This window comes from Microbacterium sp. 1154 (assembly GCF_031455375.1).
In the GTDB taxonomy this organism is placed as follows: Bacteria; Actinomycetota; Actinomycetes; order Actinomycetales; family Microbacteriaceae; genus Microbacterium.
Genome location: NZ_JAVDSN010000002.1, coordinates 1 through 21,612, shown reverse-complemented (window position 1 = coordinate 21,612; position 21,612 = coordinate 1). Strand labels below are relative to the sequence as shown.

Annotated in this window: 23 protein-coding genes and 1 tRNA gene; 18 read left to right on the top strand and 6 right to left on the bottom strand. The window is 70.5% G+C overall.

Features of this window, described 5'->3' with window-relative positions; translation table 11 throughout:
• The first annotated feature begins 18 nt into the window (after positions 1-18).
• Both J2X55_RS09275 and J2X55_RS09270 read left to right on the top strand, forming a co-directional pair.
• Positions 19-807, top strand: a complete 789-nt coding sequence (locus tag J2X55_RS09275) for a methyltransferase domain-containing protein (protein WP_309823053.1) — start codon at positions 19-21, stop codon at positions 805-807.
• Between the two features lie 34 nt (positions 808-841).
• Positions 842-1,624: an MOSC domain-containing protein gene (locus tag J2X55_RS09270; protein ID WP_309823052.1), complete on the top strand. Its 783-nt coding sequence runs from the start codon at positions 842-844 to the stop codon at positions 1,622-1,624.
• A gap of 21 nt (positions 1,625-1,645) precedes the next feature.
• Here J2X55_RS09270 and J2X55_RS09265 read toward each other — a convergent pair whose 3' ends face one another.
• The gene (locus tag J2X55_RS09265; RefSeq protein WP_396653258.1) at positions 1,646-2,353 is read right to left on the bottom strand and encodes a trimeric intracellular cation channel family protein; all 708 of its coding nucleotides are present in this window, start codon (positions 2,351-2,353) and stop codon (positions 1,646-1,648) included.
• Between the two features lie 50 nt (positions 2,354-2,403).
• Between J2X55_RS09265 and J2X55_RS09260 the strand changes: the two genes are divergently transcribed.
• From J2X55_RS09260 to J2X55_RS09245, 4 genes are all read left to right on the top strand, one after another.
• Positions 2,404-2,853: a hypothetical protein gene (locus tag J2X55_RS09260; RefSeq protein WP_115918176.1), complete on the top strand. Its 450-nt coding sequence runs from the start codon at positions 2,404-2,406 to the stop codon at positions 2,851-2,853.
• A gap of 137 nt (positions 2,854-2,990) precedes the next feature.
• Entirely contained in the window at positions 2,991-3,590 is a 600-nt protein-coding gene (locus J2X55_RS09255; protein WP_115918178.1) for a hypothetical protein, read from the top strand.
• Positions 3,591-3,652: 62 nt separating this feature from the next.
• A complete protein-coding gene (gene recO, locus J2X55_RS09250) occupies positions 3,653-4,381 on the top strand; it encodes a DNA repair protein RecO (RefSeq protein WP_115918180.1) in 729 nt (242 codons plus the stop codon).
• Entirely contained in the window at positions 4,378-5,181 is an 804-nt protein-coding gene (locus tag J2X55_RS09245) for an isoprenyl transferase (protein WP_115918182.1), read from the top strand. Before recO ends, J2X55_RS09245 begins: the two co-directional genes overlap by 4 nt.
• Before the next feature lie 4 nt (positions 5,182-5,185).
• Here J2X55_RS09245 and J2X55_RS09240 read toward each other — a convergent pair whose 3' ends face one another.
• Genes J2X55_RS09240 through J2X55_RS09230 form a run of 3 tightly spaced genes read right to left on the bottom strand, consistent with a single transcriptional unit; the run spans position 5,186 to position 7,576 of the window.
• Positions 5,186-6,082 carry a hydroxyacid dehydrogenase gene (locus J2X55_RS09240; protein ID WP_309823050.1) on the bottom strand — a complete coding sequence of 299 codons (897 nt, stop codon included), beginning with the start codon at positions 6,080-6,082 and terminating at the stop codon, positions 5,186-5,188.
• Positions 6,083-6,101: 19 nt separating this feature from the next.
• Complete coding sequence (locus tag J2X55_RS09235; protein WP_309823047.1) at positions 6,102-6,701, bottom strand: methyltransferase; 600 nt, start codon at positions 6,699-6,701, stop codon at positions 6,102-6,104.
• A 41-nt stretch (positions 6,702-6,742) separates the two neighbouring features.
• Positions 6,743-7,576, bottom strand: coding sequence for a helix-turn-helix domain-containing protein (locus J2X55_RS09230; protein ID WP_309823044.1), 834 nt, complete (start codon positions 7,574-7,576; stop codon positions 6,743-6,745).
• Between the two features lie 82 nt (positions 7,577-7,658).
• On the opposite strand from J2X55_RS09230, the gene J2X55_RS09225 reads away from it, so the two are divergent.
• From J2X55_RS09225 to J2X55_RS09175, 11 genes are all read left to right on the top strand, one after another.
• Positions 7,659-8,645, top strand: a complete 987-nt coding sequence (locus J2X55_RS09225) for a tripartite tricarboxylate transporter substrate-binding protein (protein ID WP_309823043.1) — start codon at positions 7,659-7,661, stop codon at positions 8,643-8,645.
• Positions 8,642-9,253, top strand: a complete 612-nt coding sequence (locus J2X55_RS09220; protein ID WP_309823041.1) for a tripartite tricarboxylate transporter TctB family protein — start codon at positions 8,642-8,644, stop codon at positions 9,251-9,253. The genes J2X55_RS09225 and J2X55_RS09220 overlap by 4 nt, the downstream gene beginning before the upstream one ends.
• Positions 9,253-10,764, top strand: coding sequence for a tripartite tricarboxylate transporter permease (locus tag J2X55_RS09215; protein WP_309823040.1), 1,512 nt, complete (start codon positions 9,253-9,255; stop codon positions 10,762-10,764). Before J2X55_RS09220 ends, J2X55_RS09215 begins: the two co-directional genes overlap by 1 nt.
• A complete protein-coding gene (locus J2X55_RS09210) occupies positions 10,761-11,978 on the top strand; it encodes a CaiB/BaiF CoA-transferase family protein (protein WP_309823039.1) in 1,218 nt (405 codons plus the stop codon). The genes J2X55_RS09215 and J2X55_RS09210 overlap by 4 nt, the downstream gene beginning before the upstream one ends.
• Positions 11,975-12,781, top strand: a complete 807-nt coding sequence (locus J2X55_RS09205; RefSeq protein WP_309823038.1) for a citryl-CoA lyase — start codon at positions 11,975-11,977, stop codon at positions 12,779-12,781. The genes J2X55_RS09210 and J2X55_RS09205 overlap by 4 nt, the downstream gene beginning before the upstream one ends.
• An 84-nt stretch (positions 12,782-12,865) precedes the next feature.
• Entirely contained in the window at positions 12,866-13,549 is a 684-nt protein-coding gene (locus J2X55_RS09200) for a DsbA family protein (RefSeq protein ID WP_115918192.1), read from the top strand.
• Between the two features lie 91 nt (positions 13,550-13,640).
• Positions 13,641-14,795, top strand: a complete 1,155-nt coding sequence (gene dusB, locus J2X55_RS09195; RefSeq protein WP_309823555.1) for a tRNA dihydrouridine synthase DusB — start codon at positions 13,641-13,643, stop codon at positions 14,793-14,795.
• Complete coding sequence (locus tag J2X55_RS09190) at positions 14,785-16,119, top strand: deoxyguanosinetriphosphate triphosphohydrolase (RefSeq protein ID WP_309823037.1); 1,335 nt, start codon at positions 14,785-14,787, stop codon at positions 16,117-16,119. The genes dusB and J2X55_RS09190 overlap by 11 nt, the downstream gene beginning before the upstream one ends.
• On the top strand, positions 16,119-17,957 hold the full coding sequence (gene dnaG / locus J2X55_RS09185; RefSeq protein WP_309823036.1) for a DNA primase: 1,839 nt from the start codon (positions 16,119-16,121) through the stop codon (positions 17,955-17,957). Before J2X55_RS09190 ends, dnaG begins: the two co-directional genes overlap by 1 nt.
• A 55-nt stretch (positions 17,958-18,012) precedes the next feature.
• Positions 18,013-18,786, top strand: a complete 774-nt coding sequence (locus J2X55_RS09180) for an ATP-binding cassette domain-containing protein (protein WP_115918198.1) — start codon at positions 18,013-18,015, stop codon at positions 18,784-18,786.
• A gap of 62 nt (positions 18,787-18,848) precedes the next feature.
• Positions 18,849-18,921, top strand: a tRNA-Asn gene (locus J2X55_RS09175).
• A gap of 110 nt (positions 18,922-19,031) precedes the next feature.
• On the opposite strand, the gene J2X55_RS09170 is transcribed toward J2X55_RS09175, so the two are convergent.
• On the bottom strand, positions 19,032-19,181 hold the full coding sequence (locus J2X55_RS09170) for a hypothetical protein (RefSeq protein WP_309823035.1): 150 nt from the start codon (positions 19,179-19,181) through the stop codon (positions 19,032-19,034).
• A gap of 126 nt (positions 19,182-19,307) precedes the next feature.
• Between J2X55_RS09170 and J2X55_RS09165 the strand changes: the two genes are divergently transcribed.
• Positions 19,308-19,718, top strand: a complete 411-nt coding sequence (locus tag J2X55_RS09165) for a hypothetical protein (protein WP_115918200.1) — start codon at positions 19,308-19,310, stop codon at positions 19,716-19,718.
• 16 nt (positions 19,719-19,734) lie between these two features.
• Here J2X55_RS09165 and J2X55_RS09160 read toward each other — a convergent pair whose 3' ends face one another.
• Positions 19,735-21,330, bottom strand: a complete 1,596-nt coding sequence (locus J2X55_RS09160) for a serine/threonine-protein kinase (protein ID WP_309823034.1) — start codon at positions 21,328-21,330, stop codon at positions 19,735-19,737.
• Positions 21,331-21,612: the final 282 nt, after the last annotated feature.

Sequence of the window (21,612 nt, the reverse complement as noted above, 5' to 3'; positions counted from 1 at the left end):
GCGAACGAGAAATCGACCGTGGCATACGCCCACGGACACCACGAGAGCGTGCTGCGTTCCCACGCCGCGCGCACCGTCGACGACTCGGCGGCGTACCTGGTGTCTTCGCTGTCGGCCGGCGCCCGCATCCTCGATGTGGGCGCCGGCCCCGGCTCCATCACCGTCGACCTCGCCGACCGGGTCTTCCCGGGAGAGGTCGTCGGGGTGGATGCCGCCGCCGACGTCGTCGAGGTCGCCCGCGCCACCGCGGGGGACCGCACGAACGTGACGTTCCGCACCGGCGACGCGTACGCGCTCGACGAGCCCGACGGCTCGTTCGACATCGTGCACGCGCACCAGGTGCTGCAACACCTCGCCCGACCCGTCGATGCGCTGCGCGAGTTCCGACGGGTCGCCGGCCCCGACGGCCTCGTCGCGGTGCGCGACGTCGATTACGGCGGGGTGATCTGGCATCCGAGAATCCCCGCTCTCGACGAGTGGCTCGAGATCTACCAGGGGGTGCATCGCGGGGTGTCGGGGGAGCCTGACGCCGGTCGCGTGCTCAAAGCGTGGGCCCGCGAGGCCGGGTTCGCGCGCATCGAGGCGAGCGCCAGCGTCTGGGTGTTCGACACCCCCGACAAGCGCACCTGGTGGGGCGGCATGTGGGCCGACCGGGTGCTCGCCTCGGCGTTCGCGGGCCACGCGAAGCGGCTCGGACTCGCCGACGACGCGACCTTGCAGCGCATCTCCGATGCGTGGCGCGAATGGGCGGCGGACGCCGACGGGTGGATTCTTCTCCCGCACGGCGAGGTGCTCGCCCGCGGGTGATGTTGGCGGAGGGCGTCGATGCCAGGATGAACAGGTGATCCGCGTCGACGCCCTGTACCGCTACCCCGTGAAGGGCTTCACGCCCGAGAGGCGCGACAGTCTCGTCATCCAGGACGACGGCCGCGTGCAGGGCGACCGGTCGCTCGTCTTCCGCTTCGCCGACGCCCTCGAGCCGGCGGACGCGACCTTCCCCAAAAGACGCGGCCTCGCTCTCATGACGTTCCCCTCGCTCGCGCGGGTCGATCTCACCTTCGACGATCGGACGCAGACGCTCCGCCTCCGGGTCGATGACATCGACGTGGAGGCCGACCTCAGTCAAAGCGGACGGGAGCGCCTCGCCGAGGCGGTAACGGCGTACCTGCGGACGACGAACGACGCGAGGCTGCTGGAGGCCGACGGCATCCTGCCCCTCGGTCTTCTCGGAGACGGCCGCACGGCCCGCTTCCAAGACCGCCCGCGCGGTTTCATCTCGCTGCACGGCGCGGCGTCGGTCGGAGCGCTGGATGCCACGGTCCCCGCGCCCGTGGATGATCGCCGCTTCCGATCGAACATCGTCGTCGATGGCAGCGACGCGTGGGCAGAGCTCGACTGGAACGGCCGCCTGCGTATCGGCGAGGTGGTCTTCGAGGTGCAGAAGCCGATCGAACGGTGCGCCGCGATCACCGCGAACCCCGACACCGGCGTGCGCGATGCGCGTCTGCTGCGGGTGCTCACGTCCGAGTTCGGCCAGGACGCGCCGACCCTCGGCATCCTGCTGCTCCCCGCCGACGGCGGCGGCACGATCCGCGTCGGTGACGAGGTCGTCCTCGACGCGTGATGCGCGTGTCAGAAGCGGCGCTCAGGCCGCGTCGTCGGGCCGGATGATCGGGATGCCGGTGGTCTCGACCGCGACCTTGCGCCGGTAGAGCTTGCGCTGCTCGGGTAGGGAGAGGTCGAAGATCACCGCGAGCACGCGGATGACGGTCGTCACGATCACGCCGATCACTGCGGCGATCGGGAGGGGGACGCCGAACGCGGCCGTCGTGGCGAGCACGACGCACCCGCCGCCGGCGGCCACGGCGTAGAGAGAGCCGACGTGCATGATCGCGACCGGCAGGCCCATCAGCACATCCCTCAGCACGCTGCCGCCGGCAGCGGCCAGGACGCCCACGAACACCGCGGGCACCGCCGGCATGCCGAGCGCCAGAGCCTTCGACGTTCCGAAGGCGCCGAACAGCCCGATGACGACGGCGTCGAGCATGACGATCGCGCGGTTGAGCCGTTGGAAGATCCCCGACAGGAGCATCCCGACGATCGACGCGAGGGTCGCGGTGATGAGATACCAGTTGCTCTGCAGCGTGGCGGGGGTGAGCCCGAGCAGCAGATCTCGGATGAGACCGCCGCCCATCCCGAGCAGGATGCCGATGATCGCCACGCCGAGCAGGTCCAATCGCCGCTGACCCTGGAACCCCGAGGCGAACAGGGCCCCCTGCACGCCGCCGAGTGCGACGGCGGTGAGATCCGCCCACAGCGGGATGACGAAGACCGAGGCGTTCACGGCATCCATTCTCCGCGAAGCGTTCGAGGGCGCGGGGAGGCGCGGCATAGTCTCGGCGTATGGACCCCGCGTACCTCCGCTCGGATGCGGCGACCCTCCTCGCGACGCTGACACCGGGGAAGAAGCGCCGGTCGACGATCCGCGGCATCCTCTCGACGTGGGACATGATCCAGGTGGGCATGCCGAGCCGGAGAACCCTCGAGGCCGCCGCGGGTGCGCTCAGCGCGGCACGACTGATCACGATCGACGACGACTGGCGGCTGAGCCTCACCGCCGAGGGCGCCCGGATACGGGCCATCCCCTCCGGATGGGCGGGGATGCGCACGTTTCCTTCGGCGATCGAGAAGCATCTCCCACCCCTCGTCGGCGACCCGGAGGTGACGCTGCCCGCCGAGCTGTACGAGTGTGCTCGCGACGACTACCTGCGACCCCGGCGCGGCGCCCCGCGGTGGCTGCGCTGGTTCCTCGAATGGGGTCAGCCCAGCTGGCAGCGCCATTCCGACCGCTGAGAACACGCTTTAGCACCGCCCGCGATCCCACGTCCAGCGGCAGCGCGTCTGACGGCCATGCGGTTGGATCGATATAGGGGGCCGCTCTGTGTGCCCGGAACGTCGAGCCGGTCGGGAACCGCGGGAGAGGAACGCACATGCACTGGGGGGCGAATTCGAGTGTGGCGGTCGCCGTGCTCATCGCGGGAGTCATCACGACCATCGTCACCGCGATCATCAGGCGGTCGCCGTCGCGCGCGACCGCGCGAGCCACGAGGGAGGGCGTGCTCTTCGTGGTCTCGACGCGGATGTGGCAGCGCGTGCTCATCCGTACCGTCGGCATCGCCGTCCTCCCGCTCGCGGTCATGCTCCTGCTGGCCGCCGCCTTCGTCCGCGACCCGGAGATCGGAATGGTCATCGCGGGGGCGGCGATGCTCGTCGGCGGCATCCTGTTCATCCTCCTCGCCCGCGGCATGAAGCGGATGCGCCTCGAAGTCACCCCCGTCTCGGTGTGGTCGTTCGGTCTCGTGCGCGGGCCGAACGAGGTGCCGATCGCGGAGCTCACCAGTTTGGAGCCCGATTTCGGCAATCGGTTCGGCGGCATCCTCGGCAAGACGGGGAGCACGACCCGATTCGGTGCGACCCGCATCATGCTCGGATACCCCCAGCTCATCGACTTCCTGCAGCAGACCCGCCCGGACCTGCCGATCCCCGACCCGTCCTGGCCGATTCAGGGACGCACGGCCGCCTCCCGCTGACCTGGGCGGCGCGCCACGACCGCACGCAGCCGCTTTCCGGGGGAGCGGGCGGATAATGGACTGTGCCCACCTACCGCGACGAAGTCGTGGTCCTGCGTACCCACAAGCTCGGGGAGGCGGACCGCATCCTCACGCTGCTCAGCCGTCGCAACGGCAAGATCCGTGCCGTCGCGAAGGGGGTACGCCGCACCTCGTCGAAGTTCGGGTCTCGGCTCGAACCCTTCATGGTCGCCGACGTGCAGCTGTCGACGGGACGCAACCTCGACATCGTGCAGCAGGCCGAGTCTCTCGGCTCGTACGGTGCCGACATCGTCACCGACTACGACCGGTACACCACCGCGAGCGCCATGGTCGAGACCGCCGATCGCCTGAACGAGGCCGAGGCGACCCCGCAGCAATACCTTCTGCTGGTGGGCGGCCTCCGCTCCCTCGCGCGCGGGGAGCACTCCGAACGCAGCGTGCTCGACTCGTACCTGCTCCGCGCGATGGCCCTCTCGGGCTGGGCGCCGGGACTGACCGAGTGCGCCCGTTGCGGCACGATCGGAGACCACGACTACTTCCTCCCGCAGCTGGGGGGTGTCATCTGCTCGACCTGTGCCCCCGCGGGCTCGCCCCGCGTGGCGCGCGACACCGTCAGCATGCTCCGAGCCCTGATGGCGGGGGAGTGGGAGACCATCGACGCCGCACCCGGTCGCACGACCGCGGCCGCTTCGGGCCTCGTGGCGGCCTACGCGCAATTCCACCTCGAGCGCGGCATCCGTTCCCTCTCTCACCTGGAGTCGCACCGATGACACCCAAGCCGTTCACGCACCGCGACGCCGTCGCCTACCGCCCCCTGGACTGGACCGGCGAGTACCCGCCGACCTACCCCAAGGGGGCCGTGCCCGAGCACGTCGCGATCGTGATGGACGGCAACGGCCGCTGGGCCAACCGCCAGGGACTCACGCGCGTCGAGGGTCACCGGGCCGGGGAAGCGGCTCTGCTCGACGTCGTCGCCGGCGCCATCCAGGCGGGTGTGAAGCACCTGTCGGTGTACGCGTTCTCGACCGAGAACTGGTCGCGGTCGCCCGACGAGGTGCGCTTCCTCATGGGCTTCAACCGCGAGGTGCTGCACCGCCGCCGCGACCAGCTCAACGAGTGGGGCGTGCGGATCCGATGGTCGGGGCGAAAGCCGCGCCTGTGGGGCTCGGTCATCAAAGAGCTCCAGCACGCCGAGCGCCTCACCGAGGGCAACTCGACGCTGACGCTCACCATGTGCGTGAACTACGGCGGACGGGTCGAGATCGTGGATGCCATGCGCCGCATCGGCGACGACATCGCAGCCGGGCGGCTCAAGCCCTCCGCGGTGACCGAGAAACTCATCCGCAAGAATCTGTATCAGCCCGATATGCCCGACGTCGACCTGTTCGTGCGTTCCAGCGGCGAGCAGCGCACCTCGAACTTCTTGCTGTGGGAATCGGCGTACGCCGAGATGGTGTTCCTCGACACGCTCTGGCCCGACTTCCGCCGCACACACCTCTGGGACGCGATCGGACTCTATCTGTCGCGCGATCGCCGCTTCGGCGGGGCCGTCGACACCCCGACCGCGTGAGACCTCAGGGCGCGAGCTCGGACCGGAGCGACGCGGCGGCCTCCATCGCGACCCGCCGCATCGCCTCGCGCGTCTGACCACCGATGTGCGGCGTGATGACGACGTTCGCACGACCGCGGAGCGGGTGGTCGTCGGGCATCGGCTCGATCTCGGAAACGTCGAGTCCCGCGCCACCCAGCTCGCCCGCGTCGAGCGCCTCGGCCAGCGCGTCCTCGTCGACGACCCCACCCCGCGAGGTGTTCACCACGATCGCGTGCGACGGCATCCTTCGGAACTGCTCGGCTCCGAGCAGACCGCGGGTCGTGGACACCAGCGGAACGTGCACGCTCACGGCATCTGCCTCGTCGAGGAGATCGTCGAGCGAGCACGGCTCGGCGCCGCCCGCCCGCACCTCGTCGTCGCTCAGCCCGGGGTCGTACGCGCGCACCCGCATGCCGAACCCGCCCTGCCCGATGCGGGCCACGCGGCGCGCGATGCGGCCGAAGCCGATCAGACCCAGGGTGGAGCCGCTGAGCTCGCCCCCGATCAGTTCCGCACGCGAGGCGGCTCCGGTCGCGGCCGCGACGATACCCCGCCGCACCGCCATCAACAGCGCCACCGCGTGCTCGGCGACCGACAGCACGTTCGCTTCGGGAGTGATCGTCACCCGGATGCCGCGCTCTCGAGCGAACACGGTGTCGACGGTGTCCGTGCCCACGCCGTGACGGGCGATGAGACGCAGCCGCGGCATCCGCTCCAGCTGGGGGGCGTCGAGGCGGGCGGTCCGCAGCAGGATCCCTTCAACCAGGGGAGCGATCGCGTCTTCGGCCACGGCCTCGGCACCCCACCCGCGTCGCACGTCCGCCCAAGTCTCGAGATCGGCCACCGCGTCGACGTGGATCTCGCGGGGGATCCAGATCACCGGCCGCGTCGGGGAGAACTCAACCACGGGGCGTGAGCGCCCTGTTGGCCGTGCGGCGCTCGGCCTCGCCCCGCACGAGCTCGTCGGCTGCGGCGCTGACCTCCGCGATACGCGCACGCGGGACGACGGCCACACCGTCCGAGTCGCCGACGATCCAGTCGCCGGGCGAGACGGGGACGCCACCGAGACTGACGGTGCCGCCCAGGCGGTACGGCCCCGTCTTCCACGGGCCGGCGGGGGTCACCGCGCGAGCGAAGACCGGGACGCCGACCTCGCGCAGCTCACCGGCGTCACGAGCCGCACCGTCGAGCACGATGCCGGCCACGCCGAGCGCCTTCGCCTTCTCTGCCACCAGCTCACCGATCAGAGCCCGGGTCTCGTCCGAACCGCCGTCCACCACCAGCACCTCGCCCGCACGAATGACCTCGAACGCCGCGTGCACACCCATGTTGTCGCCGGCACGCGTGAGCACCGTGGCCGCGGGGCCGGAGACGACCGCGCCGACCCACAGGGGCGAGACGCCCCGCGCCACCCCGAAGCGCTCCATCGCGTCGCCGACGGTGGCTGACGCGTACGCACCGGGTGGGGGATATGCCGTGATCTCGGTCGGAGTGCTCATCGTTGGGCGTTCCTCTCGTCGGGGATGGGGTGTGCGGAAAGTCAGTCGAGTGCGGGGGGCAGACCGGTGTGCCGGAGGTCGGATGCCGCTGCCTCGAGCGCCTCGAGGAACATCGCCACACGCTCCTCGGTGAAGCGGGCCGTGGGGCCACCGAGCCCCAGCACCACAGCGGGACGCCGGTCGTCGCCCTCTCTCACGATCACGGCGACGCCGCTGTTGCCCGGCTCGCGGGCCCCGTGCGAGACGGCATGGCGATCACGGGCGGCCGCGGCGACGGCCGCGCGGAAGGCATCCGCGTCGACACGGCGAATCTCGTCGGCCGAGGCCGATGCGAGCACCTGCTCCGCGGCATCCGGCCCACTCGCCGCCGCCAGGAGGGTCGACGACGCCCCCGCCAGAAGCGGCATCTCGTCGCCGACCTGGACGACGTGGCGGAGCGAGTAGGGGCTGGGGGACTGAGCGACGGCCACGCGGCGCAGGCCGCTGCGGACGTAGAGGCTCGCGGTCTCACCGGTCTCCTGCGCGAGCCGCGTCATGCGCTCGGCGGTCTCTTCGGGGACGGCCCACGCCGCCTCGGCGAAAGCGGCGAGACGGATGAGGCGTGCGCCGACCGTGATGCGGCCGTCGGCGGCGTGGCGCAGCATGCGCTCGCCGACGAGGGTGTCGATCAGCCGCAGCACCGTGGTGCGCGGCAGGCCGCTCTCGCGCACGATCTCGGCGACGGAGAGCACGGGACGATCCGCCGTGAAACTCTGCAGCACCTCGAAGGCCCGGGTGACCGCCCGGACGCCACCGCCCTCGGCGGTCGAGCCGTCGCGGCTCTCGACGATCGTCGACATCAGCATCTCTCCCCGGCGCCACGGTTGCGCCTTCACGAGACTCGAGTGTACCGTCAGGTGGACACCGGAGTCCACTAGACGGACACCGGCTCGAACCTCATCACGAAGGAGTGACGACGTGAGAACCAGACGCGTCCTATGGAACGCGCTCGGGATCGCAGCCACCGCCGCCCTCGTCGGCGTGGCCGCGGTCAACGCCAGCGGCTCGAGCGCCGGCGCCGACCCGCGGACCAAGCTGACGATCATGGCCCCGGCGGCCCCCGGCGGCGGGTGGGACCTCGCCTCCCGCGAGTCCCAGCAGGTGCTGCGCTCGACCTCGGTCGTCAACAACGTGCAGGTGGTCAACGTGCCCGGCGCGGGCGGGACCATCGGCCTCGGTCAGTTCGTGCAGCTCGACGCCGACCCGACGAACCTGATGATGACCGGCACCGTCATGGAGGGCGCGATCACCGCGAACGGCTCCGCCGCGACCCTGGCCGACACCACGCCGATCGCGCGTCTCGCCGAGGACTACATCGTCTTCATCGTGCCGGCGAACTCGCCGTTCCAGAACCTCGACGACTTCGTCCGGGCGTGGCGCGAGAATCCGCACGGCCAGGCCATCGGCGGCGGCGGCATCGGCGGCACCGATCACCTGTTGACCGGACTCACCGCGAAAGCCGCGGGCATCGACCCGGGCGAGATCAACTACGTCTCGTACGCCGGTGGCGGCGAAGTGCTCACGGCGCTGCTGTCGAACACGGTCGCGGTTGGTGTGAGCGGATACAACGACTTCAGCGACCAGATCGAAGCCGGGCGCCTGCGGGCCCTGGCCGTCTCGTCCGAGGAAGCCGTCCCCGGTATCGACATCCCCACCTTCATCGAGCAGGGCGTCGACGTGAACCTCCCGAACTGGCGCGGCCTCGTCGCCCCTCCCGGCTTGACGGATGCCGACCGCGACGAGCTCGTCGCCATCGTCGAGCAGATGGCCGCCACCCCCGAGTGGGCCGAGGTGCTCGAGCGCAACCGGTGGCGCGACGCGCTGCTGACCGGCGCGGAGTTCGCCGACTTCATCGCGCAGGATCAAGCGCGCGTCGACGCGATCATCGAGGAGCTGGGCCTGTGAGCGGCGTCGTCCCCACCATTGCGCGCACACACCGGGCGCGTCCCTCCCACGGCTTCTGGCGGCGTCGGACCGGACTGGTCGTCCCCGCCGTCATGCTGGCAGTGGGGCTCGCCCTGATCGTGGGCACCCTCACGATGACGGTGCCCGCCAACACCGCTCCTCCCGGACCGCAGTTGTTCCCGGCGCTCATCGCGGGCGCCGTGATCGTGCTCGCGGTCCTGCTCGCCATCGATGTGATCCGCCGCCCCGAGCCGGCCGAGGTCGTCGATGGCACCGCCGCCGGAGACACCGCCGAGATCGACGACGACGCGCTCATCGCCGCGGTCGAGGGGCGCGAGCCCGATGCCCCCGCGGTTCGTCCGCGCAGCAACCAATGGGCTCTCGCGGGCGCTGTCGGCACCGTCATCGTCTTCATCGCAGCACTCACCCCGCTCGGCTGGCTCCTCTCAGGTGCCTTCCTGTTCTGGGGCATCGCCCGATCGCTCGGCAGCCGCCGCCCGATCTTCGACATCTTCCTCTCGCTTGCGATCTCCGCCATCGTGCAGATCGCCTTCTCCGGCGGTCTCGGACTCAACCTGCCGCCTGGAATTCTGGAGGGCCTGTTCTGATGGACGCTCTGGTCAACCTGGGGGAGGGCTTCGCCGTCGTCCTCACGCCCATCAACATGCTGTGGGTGCTCATCGGCGCCGTTCTCGGCACCGCGGTGGGCGTGCTGCCGGGCCTCGGCTCGGCGATGGCGGTCGCGCTGCTGCTGCCGGTCACCTTCTCCCTGGATCCGATCGGCGCGTTCATCATGTTCGCCGGGGTCCTCTTCGGTGGTCTCTTCGGCGACTCGATCGCCGGCATCCTGATGAACACTCCCGGCAACAGCACCGCGATCGCCGGGTCGATCGAGGGCCATCGGATGGCCAAGGACGGCCGCGCGGCGCAGGCGCTGGCGACCTCGGCGATCGGCGCCTTCATCGGCGGCATCATCGCCTCGATCCTGGTGGTCTTCTTCGCACCGCGTCTCGCGGAACTCGCAACCCTCTTCGGCCCCGCCGAGTACCTCGCCCTCGCCGTCTTCGCCTTCGTCGCGATCTCGGCCGTCGTCACCGATTCGGTGTTGCGCGGCCTCGCGGCCCTCGCCATCGGACTGGCCATTTCGGTCGTCGGCATCGACGGCGCCTCCGGTGCCTCGCGCTTCACTTTCGGCCTACCGGAACTGTTCGACGGCATCGACATCGTCGTGATCACCGTCGGCCTCCTCGCCCTCGGCGAAGTGTTCAGCGTCGCAGGTCGTCGCGGCACTCCGGACGACACGAAGCTCCTGGCGTCGAGCGGTCGCCTCTGGCTGTCGTTCCGCGAGCTGCGGCAGGCGCTGCCCGCGTGGCTACGCGGCACCGCGATCGGCGTCCCATTCGGCATCATCCCCGTCGGCGGCTCCGAGGTTCCGACCTTCCTGTCATACGGCGCGGAGCGCAAACTCGACGGACGACGCAAGCGCCCGATGTTCGGCCGCGGGGCCATCCAGGGCGTCGCCGGTCCCGAGGCGGCCGGCAACGCGACGGCGGGTACCGCCATGGGAGCCCTGCTCGCCCTGGGACTTCCCACCTCGGCGACCGCGGCGATCCTGCTCGCCGCCTTCCGTCAGTACGGACTGCAGCCGGGACCGCTGCTCTTCGACCGCGCACCCGACCTCGTGTGGGCGCTGCTGGCGAGCTTCTTCGTCGGTATGGTCGTGCTCCTGATCCTCAACCTGCCGTTCGCGCCCCTCTGGGCGAAGCTGCTCAAGGTGCCCAAGCACTACCTCTACGCGGGAATCACGGTGTTCGCCATGCTCGGCGTCTACGCCACGAGCGGCAAGATCCTCGACCTGGTGCTCGTGCTCGCGGTGGGTCTGCTCGGCTTCCTGATGCGGCGCTACGGCCTCCCGGTCGCCCCGATGCTCATCGCCATCATCCTCGGCCCCCTCGCCGAGACCGAGTACCGCCGTGCCATGGCCGTCAGCGAGGGCGACGCCGGCATCCTGGTGTCGAGCCCCATCTCGATCACCCTGTACGCCGTGCTCGCCGTCGCGATCGCGGGCGTGATCTTCACCCGGGTGCGCGCCGCGCGGAAGCGGCAGGTCACCGCATGACGGATGCCACGACTCCGGGGCCCCTGACGGGCGTCACCGTCCTGGATCTCACGAACGTCCTCGCCGGCCCCTACGCGGCGTATCAGCTGGCGCTGATGGGCGCCGACGTCATCAAAGTCGAGACCCCGGAGGGAGGCGACCTCGCGCGTCGTCTCGGTACCTCCGCCGAGCTCAACGCGCAGCTGCTCGGGATCTCCTTCCTGGCGCAGAACGCGCAGAAACGGTCGATCACCCTCGACCTGAAGACGGAGAGCGGCGCCGAGGCACTGCGTCGGCTCGTCGCGACCGCCGACGTGCTCGTCGAGAACTTCCGCCCCGGCGTCCTGGACCGTCTCGGTTTCGGGTGGGACCACCTGCGGGCTCTGAACTCCCGCCTCATCCTGTGCCAGGTGTCCGGTTTCGGCCAGACCGGCCCGATGCGCACGAAGCCGGCGTACGACCAGATCATCCAGGGGTACTCGGGGATGATGAGCGTGACCGGCACCGCCGAAACCGGGCCACTGCGCGCGGGCTTCCCGCTCGCCGACACGATCGGCGGACTCGCCGCGGCGTTCGCGATCTCCAGCGCCCTGGCCGGTCGCGCGCGCACGGGTATCGGCGCGGTGATCGATGTCTCGATGCTCGAGACCGCCGTGACCGCGATGGGGTGGGTCGTCTCGAACCTGCTGGTCGACGGTCACGAACCCCGTCCCCTCGGCAACGACAACGGCACGGCTGCCCCCTCCGGGGCGTTCACGACCGGGGACGGGATGCTCAACATCGCCGCGAACAAGCAGGAGCAGTTCGAGATCCTCTGCACCCTCGTGGCTCGCCCCGACCTGATCACCGACGACCGGTTCCGCGAGCGCGAGAGCCGTAAAACGCATCGCGCGGCGCTCACGGCCGAGCTCGAGAGCGCGCTCGTCGCACGCTCGGCCGCGGAGTGGGAGGACGTCCTGAGCTCCGCGGGCGTTCCGGCGGCCGCCGTTCTCCGCGTGGGCGAGATGCTGCAGAGCCCCCAGATCCGCGATCGCGGCCTCGTGCACGAGCTCGCCTTCCCGGGCGGCGGCGACGAACCGCTCCGCGTCCTGGGCAACGGCATCCGGATCGACGGGAGACCCTCGGCACCGCGCACGCCCCCGCCGCTGCTCGGCGAACACACCGACGAGATCCTGGCGGCTCTCGGCTACAGCGCCGAAGAGATCGCCGACCTGCACGAGGAAGGTGCCGTATGACCGACGACGAGCTGGCCCCCGTCACCGCGTGGTGGGCCACGGCCATCACGCGCATCCAGCCGGGTGAGATCGCTTTCCGTGGCCGGCCCGTGCAGGATCTCATCGGCACGACCGGTTTCGTCGAGACCATCTGGCTGATGGTCACCGGAGAGGTCCTCGATCCCGAGCGCGGCAGGCTGCTCGAGGCGACGCTGGTGGCGAGCGTCGACCACGGACCGCAAGCGCCCTCGATCGCGAGCGCGCGCATGGCGGCCACGTGCGGTGTGGGCATCAACTCGGCGATGGCGAACGGCATCAACGTGCTCGGTGACACCCACGGCGGTGCGGGGCAGCAGTGCGTGGCGATGCTGAACCGGATGGTCGGCGCCCACCGCTCCGACGGGCGCTCCCTCGACCAACTCGCCATTGACGAACTCGCCGAGCACCGCGCGCGCGGTGCCTTCGTGCCGGGCTTCGGCCACCGCTTTCACCCGGTCGACCCGCGCCGAGATCCTCTCCTGGCGCTCGTCGAGCAGGCCGTGGCCTCCGGGTCGATCTCCGGCGACCACCTGCGCGCGGGACTCGCGGTCGAGCGGGCGCTCGCGTCACGGGGCGTCCCGATGAACATCGACGGCATCTCGGCCATCGTCTACGGTGAGCTCGGTGTCGAGCCCGAACTGGCGCGGGGCCTTTTCGTGCTCGCTCGGTCGGTGGGCATCCTCGCCCACGCCTGGGAAGAGACCGGTTCGGGCCGACGGATCAAGGGCCCCCTGCCCCCGCCCCTGCTCGCCGATTACACCGGGCCGGAGGTCGCCGGCACCTGATCCACGCCGGGGGCGCCGCCTTCGACCAGGGAGAACGGATGCCACCAACGGAATAGATCGATGCGGTCCGAGGTTGCACGCGATATGACGGATGCCATCAAGATCGACGTGTGGAGCGACATCGCCTGCCCCTGGTGCTACATCGGCAAGCGGAACCTCGAGAACGGCCTGGCCGCGACCGCGTCGGATGACGACGCCCCGGTCGTCGAGATCGAGTACCACTCGTTCGAGCTCTCGCCGGACACCCCCGAGGACTTCGACGGCGGAGAGGTCGACTACCTCTCTCAGCACAAGGGCATCTCGCCCGAGTCGGCTCGCGAGATGCTCGACCGAGTCACCGGCGTCGCCGCCGACGCCGGCCTCGAATACCGCTTCGACATCCTCAAGCACACGAACACGGTCAAGGCGCACGAGCTGCTGCACTTCGCGAAAGAGAACGGCCGCCAGCTGGAGCTGGCCGAGCTGCTCATGTCGGCCTACTTCCTTCAGGGGCGCCACGTCGGCCGCGACGAGGATCTCGTCGCTCTCGCGGGCGAGGCGGGGCTCGACCCGGATGCCGCGCGCGAGGCCCTGTCGTCGCAGCGCTACCGCCCCGCGGTGCGCGCCGACCAAGCGCAGGCCCAGCAGTACGGCATCACCGGCGTCCCCTTCTTCGTCATCGACGGCAAGTACGGCGTGAGCGGAGCGCAGCCCGTCGAGGCGTTCACCCAGATCGCCCGCCAGGTGTGGGGCGAACGTCGCGAGGCATCCGAGACCGCCGACGCGTGAGGCTCCTGCACAGCGGTGCCCGTTCCCGGATCGTCGGGATCGGGCACCGCTGTCGTTATCCGTCTGGGAGAATGGTGCAGTGAATACGGCAATGGCTCCGGTGCGGTCGCTCCGCATCGGCAACATCGAACTCGACGCTCCCGTCGTGCTCGCCCCGATGGCCGGCATCACGAACACGGCGTTCCGTCGCCTGTGTCGCGAATACGGTGCCGGGCTCTACGTGAGCGAGATGATCACGACGCGTGCCCTGGTGGAGCGCAACGAGACCACCATGCGGCTCATCCGTCATCACGAGTCCGAGACGCCGCGGTCGATCCAGCTCTACGGGGTGGACCCCGCGACGGTCGAGGCCGCCGTGAAGATGATCGTCGACGAAAACCACGCCGACCACATCGACCTCAACTTCGGGTGCCCGGTCCCCAAGGTCACGCGCCGCGGCGGGGGAGCAGCCCTGCCCTGGAAGACCTCGCTCTTCCGCGAGATCGTCGAGCGGGCCGTCGGCGCCGCGGGCGACATCCCGCTCACCATCAAGATGCGAAAGGGCATCGACGCCGACCACCTCACCTACCTCGAGGCCGGGCGCATCGCCGAGGGCGCGGGAGTCGCCTCGATCGCGCTCCACGCCCGCACGGCATCCGAGTTCTATTCGGGTCACGCCGATTGGGCCGCGATCACGAAGCTCAAAGAGACCGTGTCGAGCGTCCCCGTCCTCGGCAACGGCGACATCTGGTCGGCCGACGACGCCGTGCGCATGATGAACGAGACCGGCTGCGACGGTGTCGTGGTGGGGCGCGGCTGCCTCGGTCGCCCCTGGTTGTTCGGCGACCTCGCGCGCGCTCTCGGCGGCCCCGGCGCGGCGCACGGCGCGCCGGTCGACGCGACGCTCGGCTTCGTGGCCCGTGCCTTCCGCCGCCATGCCGAGTTGCTCGTAGAGTTCTTCGACGACGAAGGCCGCGGATGCCGTGACATCCGCAAGCACGTCGCGTGGTACTTCAAGGGGTATCCCGTCGGCGGCGAGCTGCGCGCGGCCCTCGCGACCGCCTCGACCCTCGATGAGATCGACGAGCTGCTCGACACGATGGAGCTCGACGCCCCGTACCCCGGGGCCGCCGCCGAAGGGCAGCGTGGTCGCGCCGGCACGCCCAAGCGCCCCGCTCTTCCCGACGGGTGGCTCGATTCGCGCGAGATCGGCCACGACGCCGGCCGCGAGCTCGCCGCAGCGGAGTTGCACCACAGTGGCGGTTGAGGTCTCGCCGGCGGTCGCTCGACCGGTCGGCTACGACGACGGGGATGCCGCGCGCTTCCACGTCGAGAACCATCGCTCGCAGCGCGACGACTTCGCGCGTGATCGCGCGCGCGTGCTGCATTCCGCCGCGCTTCGTCGCCTCGCGGCGAAGACGCAGGTGCTGAGCCCGGCGAGCCCCGCCGATTTCGCCCGCAACCGCCTCACGCACTCGCTCGAGGTCGCGCAGGTGGGCCGCGAGTTGGCGACGGCACTGCAGCTGTCGCCCGACGTCGTCGACACCGCCTGCCTGAGCCATGATCTGGGCCACCCCCCTTTCGGGCACAACGGCGAGCGTGCGCTCAACGACTGGGCCGCCGACATCGGGGGGTTCGAGGGCAACGCGCAGACCCTGCGCATCCTCACGCGCCTCGAGCCGAAGACCTTCGGCACCGACGGCGAGCCGTTCGGTCTCAACCTCACCCGCTCGAGCCTCGACGCGACGTGCAAGTACCCGTGGACCATCGACGAGCCCGTGCCCGACCCGGGCGGGCGTCTGAAGTTTGGCGTCTACCCCGACGACGAGCCGGTCTTCCACTGGATGCGCGGGGGAGCACCCGCACGCCAGCGCTGCATCGAGGCCGAGGTCATGGATCTGTCCGACGACATCGCGTACTCGGTGCACGATTTCGAGGACGCGGTCGTCAACCGCTACGTCGACCCCGCGCGACTGGCCTCGCGGGTCGGCCGCGAGGGGCTGCTCGATGCGATCCAGCGATGGGTCGGCTACGACTTCGTCCGCGACGATCTCGCCGCGGGCCTCGAACGCCTCATGGCCTTGCCCGAATGGATCCACTCCTTCGACGGCACACGTCCCGCTCTCGCGCGTCTCAAAAACCTCACCTCCGACCTCATCGGTCGCTTCGCCCGCGCCGCGACCGCGGCGACGCGCGAGGCCTATCCCGCCGACCAGCTGACGCGCTATCGCGCGCACGTCATCGTCCCGGCCGAGGTCGAGGTCGAGATGGCCGTGCTCAAGGGCATCATCGGCGCGACGGTCGTGTCGATCGACGGCCGCAAGGTGCTGTACCGCGAGCAGCGCCACGTGCTGAAGCGCCTGGCATCCGCCCTCTGGGAGAACCCGGGGGCATTGGATGCTCTGCACGCGCCCGACTTCGCCGCCGCGGACGACGACGCGGCCCGCCGCCGAGTGGTCGTCGACCAGGTGGCGAGCCTCACCGACCAGCTCGCGATCGCGTGGCACGGACGACTCGTCGGAGAAGTGGATGCCGCCGAGCTCGGGGTATGGGCACCCGGCGCTCGCGCCGCTCGCGGGGCGGATGCCTGATGCCCCGCATCCGCCAGTCCGACGTCGAAGAGGTCAAAGCGCGGGTCAACATCGCCGACGTCGTCGGAGAGCGCGTGGCGCTGAAGTCGGCCGGTGTCGGCTCGATGAAGGGACTGTGCCCCTTCCACGATGAGCGGAGCCCCAGCTTCCACGTGCGCCCGCAGGTCGGGTACTACCACTGCTTCGGCTGCGGTGAATCGGGCGACGTGTACTCGTTCCTGCGCGCGATGGACCACGTCTCGTTCACCGAGGCCGTCGAACGCATGGCGGCGCGCGTCGGATACACGCTGCACTACGAAGACGGCGGCCCCGCCCCCGAGACGACCGGCCGCTCGCGCCTGTACGCCGCGAACGCGGCCGCGGCGGAATACTTCCGCGCCCAGCTCATGACGCCCGAGGCCGACACGGGCCGGCGCTTCCTCGGCGACCGCGGGTTCGATGCCGGGGCGGCGGCGCATTTCGGGGTCGGATACGCGCCCCAGGGCTGGTCTCATCTCATGGACCATCTGCTCGCGCAGAAATTCACGCGCGACGAGCTGCTGCAGGCGGGGCTCGTATCGCAGGGACAGCGCGGGGTCTACGACCGGTTCCGCGGCCGGCTCGTCTGGCCGATCCGCGACGTGACCGGGCAGGTCATCGGTTTCGGCGCGCGCAAGCTCTTCGACGACGACCAGGGCCCCAAGTACCTCAACACCCCCGAGACGCCCATCTACAAGAAGGCGCAGGTGCTGTACGGCCTCGATCTCGCCAAGCGCGACATCTCGCGCTCGCACCGGGTGGTGGTCGTCGAGGGCTACACCGACGTCATGGCCTGCCACCTCGCCGGGATCACCACGGCGATCGCCTCGTGCGGAACGGCCTTCGGCACCGACCACATCACGGTGCTGCGCCGCGTGATGGGCGACGACAGCTCGTCCGGTGAGGTCGTCTTCACCTTCGATCCGGATGCCGCGGGCCAGAAGGCGGCGTTGCGCGCCTTCGCCGACGAGAAACGTTTTGCGGCGCAGACGTACGTCGCCGTCGCCCCCGAGGGCCTCGACCCCTGCGACCTGCGCCTCCAGCGGGGTGACGGTGCCGTCCGCGCGCTCATGGAGAACAAGGCGCCGATGTTCGAGTTCGTCATCGACCAGCGGCTCAAGGACTTCGACCTCTCCAGCGTCGAGGGTCGTGCCGGCGCCCTGCGTGCGGCTGCGCCCATCGTCGCCGACATCCGCGACCCCGCCCTCCGCCCGGGGTACATCCGCGTTCTCGCCCGTCGCCTCGGCCTTGACATGCCCGAGGTGCAGTCGGCCGTCGAACGGGCGGCTCGCGGCGCCGATCGCGCGGAGAAGCGCGACGCCGCGAAGGACTCCGCGCCCGCGCCGGTGGCGATCTCGGTCACGATGGCGTCGCTGCCGAACAACCGCGACGTCGCTCTCGAGCGCGGCGCGATGATGGCGTTCCTGCAATACGGGCACCGCATCGATCCCGATGTCTTCCTGCGGGCCCTGCAGACGCCGTTCACGCATCCAGCCCTCGAGGCGGTCCGCAGCGCCCTGGCATCCACCGATCTGTCCCAGCCCGGCTGGGCCGTCGCCGCGGTCGAAGCCGTGCGCGAGCCGTTCAGATCGCTCGCGGCCGAACTGCTGACCGCCGAGTTCCCGGCACGAACCGAAGAGGGCGCGGTCGCCTCGGCGAACGACCTCGCGCGGGGACTGCTGGTGCGCGAACTCGAGCGCGAGAAGAACGAACTCCTCCGCGGAATCCAGCGGGTGCCCGCCGACTCCGACGAGGGTAAGCGACTGCGGTTCCGGCTGCGCGAGCTCGACGCCGACCGCCAGCGCCTCATCGCCTCCTGAGCGGACGCCCCGCGCGCCGCTGGCATCCCTCGTTGTGGTCGGGGAGGATGAGGGAATGCCCCGGACCCTCGACACCGACGTCGCCCTTCGAGCAGACGACCTGTCTCTGGCACGCAGCGGCGTGCGTGTGATCGACGGGATCACCTTCACGCTCCCCGCCGGAAGCACCCTGGTCGTGCAGGGAGCGACGGGGTCGGGAAAGACCTCGCTCGTCTCGCTGCTGGCCGGCGACCCCGACGACGGGCTGACGGTGGTCGGGGGAGACGCCCGCGTGCACGGCATCTCGGCCCGACGTCCGGGACGCGCCCGTCGCGAGTGGGTCTTCCACACCGGGTATCTACCGCAGGGAGCGGGAGCGGCGCTTCCCTCACGCCTGACCGTGCAGGACGTCATCGCCGAACCCATCACTAGTCGCGACCGCAAGGTCAACACGCGGGCGCTCGCCGTGCGTGTGGCGACCCTTCTCGACGAGATGGAGCTGCCGCTCGGCACGGCTCCGAAGTACCCCTATGAGCTCAGCGCGGGCATGCGTCAGCGCGTCGCGCTGGCTCGCGCGCTCGTGCTCGAGCCACGTCTGTTCGTCGCCGACGACCTGTACGCGAACCTCGACCTCGAGGTGCGTGCCGCTGCTCGTGCGTCGATCACGCGGAGGCGCGACGAGCGCGCGATGGCGTCGCTCATCGTGACGAACGACGCCGACGCCCCGAAGGACCTGAATGCCGATGTGCTCGTGCTGCACGCCGGTCACGCCGTGGGCCTCGGACATGGCGACCAGGCGGTGCAGTGGACCCCCGACGGCACGCCCGAGAGGCGGATTTCGGCGGGCTGATTTTTCCGCCGCCCCCGCGTGCTGTTAGTATCGTGGGGTTGCCCGCCGCAAGGTGAGCATGATCCTCGGTAGCTCAATTGGCAGAGCAATCGGCTGTTAACCGATAGGTTCTTGGTTCGAGTCCAAGCCGGGGAGCCCCAGAAGGCCCGTCGCACCAGCGTCGGGCCTTCGTCGTTATCGGACCGCGCAGATCGGCACATTGCGGTAGGCCGGCGCGCTCGGGAGGAAGCCCGGCACGACGTATGTCAGGCGGGTTCGGAATCAGCGTCCGGGTCGAGACGCTCCTCCTCACGGTGCGCGGGGCTCTGCTCCATGTCGGGAACGATCGACGTGTCGTCTCGATCGGTCTTCTGGGCAGCGGGGTCGCGGATGGGAAGTCGATCCGGATCGCTCATGCCGGTAACCGAACCACCGCGCTCGGGGGTTCGTCGCGCCCGTTGACACAGGCGCCCGACCCCCGCCGGGACGCGCAGGCCTGTGGTCTCCCCTGCTCGCGCGGGCTGCGTGCCTACACTCGAAGCATGCGTCGCGCACTCGTCCTGGTCGCCTCCTGCGTGTCGATCGCCGTTCTCGCGGGTTGCGGGTGGGTACGCCCCGACGTCGTCGACCGAGCCGACGATGTCAGCGTCACGGGCGGAACGTGCCGGATCGAGTGGTGGTTGGCCGCGCTGAACGATGGTGCGACAGACGAGGCGTGGGGCGTCGCGCGCGAAGCGCTCGCTTCAGCGACGGTCGACGAAGCGGAGCTGTCCGAATGGAGAGAACTCCTCCTGCTCGATGACGACGTCACCTGGGCGTCGCCGGGTCGCCTCGACGGTGCCGCACACCTCGAGGCCGTTCGTGCCGATGTACGCGACGCCTTGGCTGTTGCGGGGTTCCCCGATAGCGATCGCGTCATCGAAGTCTTCTCGTCACAGCTCTGCACGGTGTGACGCTCCGGCGGGCGTTCTAACTCGTCGGAGCATCGGCGACCTGTCCGGGCCCCGGCCCCTTCCCGTTGTTCGAGCCCTTCCCGTTTCCGTTCCCGTTCCCCTTGCCCGAGCCGCCCGCGCCGGGCCCGGAGCCGCCGGGCGTCGCCTCCGGCGAGGGCGACGTGACCGGAGTGGGGACGACCTCGCCGCCGCCGGGCGGGGTGGGGGCCGGCGCCGGTTCGACGGCGTTGGAACCGTTGGAGTCGGGGGAGCCGTGACCGGGTTGCGTCGATCCGCCACCCGGCACCTGAACGATCGGCTGTGCCGGAGCGGGCTGCACCGGCTGCGGCGCGACTGGATCGGGCGAAGGCGGTGGAGTCTCGGCATCCGTGCTCGACACCGACTCGACCGAGGAGGGATCGTTCTCGGCCACCAGAGGGACCGGCGTCGACGAAGGCGCGGGGGTGGAGACGCGGTCCGTGACCGCGTCGGGGACTGCGCCGAGAGAGAACGCCATCACGTGCCCACCGACGACGAGCGCGGCGCCGGCTGCGGCGCCCGCCCAGACCCACCGCCGTCGGAACGATCGGCGCGGGGGCGCGGCCGAGACGAAAGAACTTCCGGCCCCGACGCCGACGGATGCCGCGGCGGCGACCGGCGCGGTGCCGCCTGCGGCCGCGGCCCGCGGTTCATCGCTTCCTGCCGACGCCACCGGAGGTGCGCTCATCACGGCCGTCGGCAGCTGCCACGACACCGCGGCCGCGGGCACGCCGGCGGTGCCCACTGCCTCATGCGTCAGCACCTGCACCCGCCTCACGACGTCTTGGGCAGAGGGCCGCTCATCGGGGTCGAAAGCCGTCATCGACGTCAGCAGCGACTGCCACTCGCCGCCGTACGTGCCCGGGATGTCCGGTTGACGGGCGAGGCGGGCGAGCAGCGTCTCCTGCAGCGTTCCGCCGCCGAAGGGATGCAGGCGCGTGAGCGCTTCGATGGCGAGCAGGCCCAGCGCGTACACGTCCGACGCGGCTCGGGGCGGCTCTCCGCGCACCTGTTCCGGCGCGAGGTAGGCGGCGGTCCCGATGACGGTGCCCGGCGTGGTCAGACGCGTGGCACCGATGAGTCGCGCGACCCCGAAATCTGCGAGCACGGCCTCGACGGCGCGGGCCCCGCCCCGCACCGGTCGCAACAGCACGTTCGACGGCTTGACGTCGCGGTGCACGATGCCGGCGTCATGAACGACGGCGAGAGCCCCCGCGAGGTCGGCGATGATCCCCGCGACCTCGGCCGGTGAGACCGGGCCCTCTTCGATGCGCCGCTGCAGCGAGGGCCCGTTCACGAGCTCCATCACGAGATACACGTGATCGTCGCCGGTGAGCCGTGCGTCGTAAAGCGTCACGAGCGACGGGTGATCGAGTGCCGCGAGAGCCCGCGCCTCCGACATACGGCGGAGGGGCTCGGGTTCGTCGCTCGCGTCGGCGAAGAAGATCTTGATCGCGACGTCGCGGGCGAGGACCTCGTCGCGTGCACGGAACACGCGTCCCATCCCCCCGGCGCCGATCCGCTCGCGCAGGATGTAGCGCCCACCGAGGATGTCGCCCGCATGGGGCATCGAGTGATCGAGCGCGTGACTCATCGGTTCCTTCGAGCGGGACCGCCTGACGGCGAGAAGGACGGATGCCGGGACGCATCCGCTGCGTGGGAGGCTATGCCCGCGCGGCTCGGCGAAGGCCGGGGTAGCGGCACAGCCCGCTGATGCGCATAATGGTCGCTCGCCTCGCGGTCGTCGGTTTCGTTCCCCGTCCCGACTGTCTGCGCCCCGGGGCCGGGGTAGCGGCACAGCCCGCTGATGCGCATAATGGTCGCTCGCCTCGCGGTCGTCGGTTTCGTTCCCCGTCCCGACTGTCTGCGCCCCGGG

What these genes read in the sequence shown, in the direction of transcription:
- J2X55_RS09265 (WP_396653258.1), bottom strand. Translation starts at nt 2,353, where the DNA reads ATGGATGCCGTGAACGCCTCGGTCTTCGTCATCCCGCTGTGGGCGGAT.
- J2X55_RS09260 (WP_115918176.1), top strand. Translation starts at nt 2,404, where the DNA reads ATGGACCCCGCGTACCTCCGCTCGGATGCGGCGACCCTCCTCGCGACG.
- J2X55_RS09255 (WP_115918178.1), top strand. Translation starts at nt 2,991, where the DNA reads ATGCACTGGGGGGCGAATTCGAGTGTGGCGGTCGCCGTGCTCATCGCG.
- J2X55_RS09245 (WP_115918182.1), top strand. Translation starts at nt 4,378, where the DNA reads ATGACACCCAAGCCGTTCACGCACCGCGACGCCGTCGCCTACCGCCCC.
- J2X55_RS09235 (WP_309823047.1), bottom strand. Translation starts at nt 6,701, where the DNA reads ATGAGCACTCCGACCGAGATCACGGCATATCCCCCACCCGGTGCGTAC.
- J2X55_RS09215 (WP_309823040.1), top strand. Translation starts at nt 9,253, where the DNA reads ATGGACGCTCTGGTCAACCTGGGGGAGGGCTTCGCCGTCGTCCTCACG.
- J2X55_RS09210 (WP_309823039.1), top strand. Translation starts at nt 10,761, where the DNA reads ATGACGGATGCCACGACTCCGGGGCCCCTGACGGGCGTCACCGTCCTG.
- J2X55_RS09205 (WP_309823038.1), top strand. Translation starts at nt 11,975, where the DNA reads ATGACCGACGACGAGCTGGCCCCCGTCACCGCGTGGTGGGCCACGGCC.
- J2X55_RS09200 (WP_115918192.1), top strand. Translation starts at nt 12,866, where the DNA reads ATGACGGATGCCATCAAGATCGACGTGTGGAGCGACATCGCCTGCCCC.
- dusB (WP_309823555.1), top strand. Translation starts at nt 13,641, where the DNA reads ATGGCTCCGGTGCGGTCGCTCCGCATCGGCAACATCGAACTCGACGCT.
- dnaG (WP_309823036.1), top strand. Translation starts at nt 16,119, where the DNA reads ATGCCCCGCATCCGCCAGTCCGACGTCGAAGAGGTCAAAGCGCGGGTC.
- J2X55_RS09180 (WP_115918198.1), top strand. Translation starts at nt 18,013, where the DNA reads ATGCCCCGGACCCTCGACACCGACGTCGCCCTTCGAGCAGACGACCTG.
- J2X55_RS09170 (WP_309823035.1), bottom strand. Translation starts at nt 19,181, where the DNA reads ATGAGCGATCCGGATCGACTTCCCATCCGCGACCCCGCTGCCCAGAAG.
- J2X55_RS09165 (WP_115918200.1), top strand. Translation starts at nt 19,308, where the DNA reads ATGCGTCGCGCACTCGTCCTGGTCGCCTCCTGCGTGTCGATCGCCGTT.
- J2X55_RS09160 (WP_309823034.1), bottom strand. Translation starts at nt 21,330, where the DNA reads ATGAGTCACGCGCTCGATCACTCGATGCCCCATGCGGGCGACATCCTC.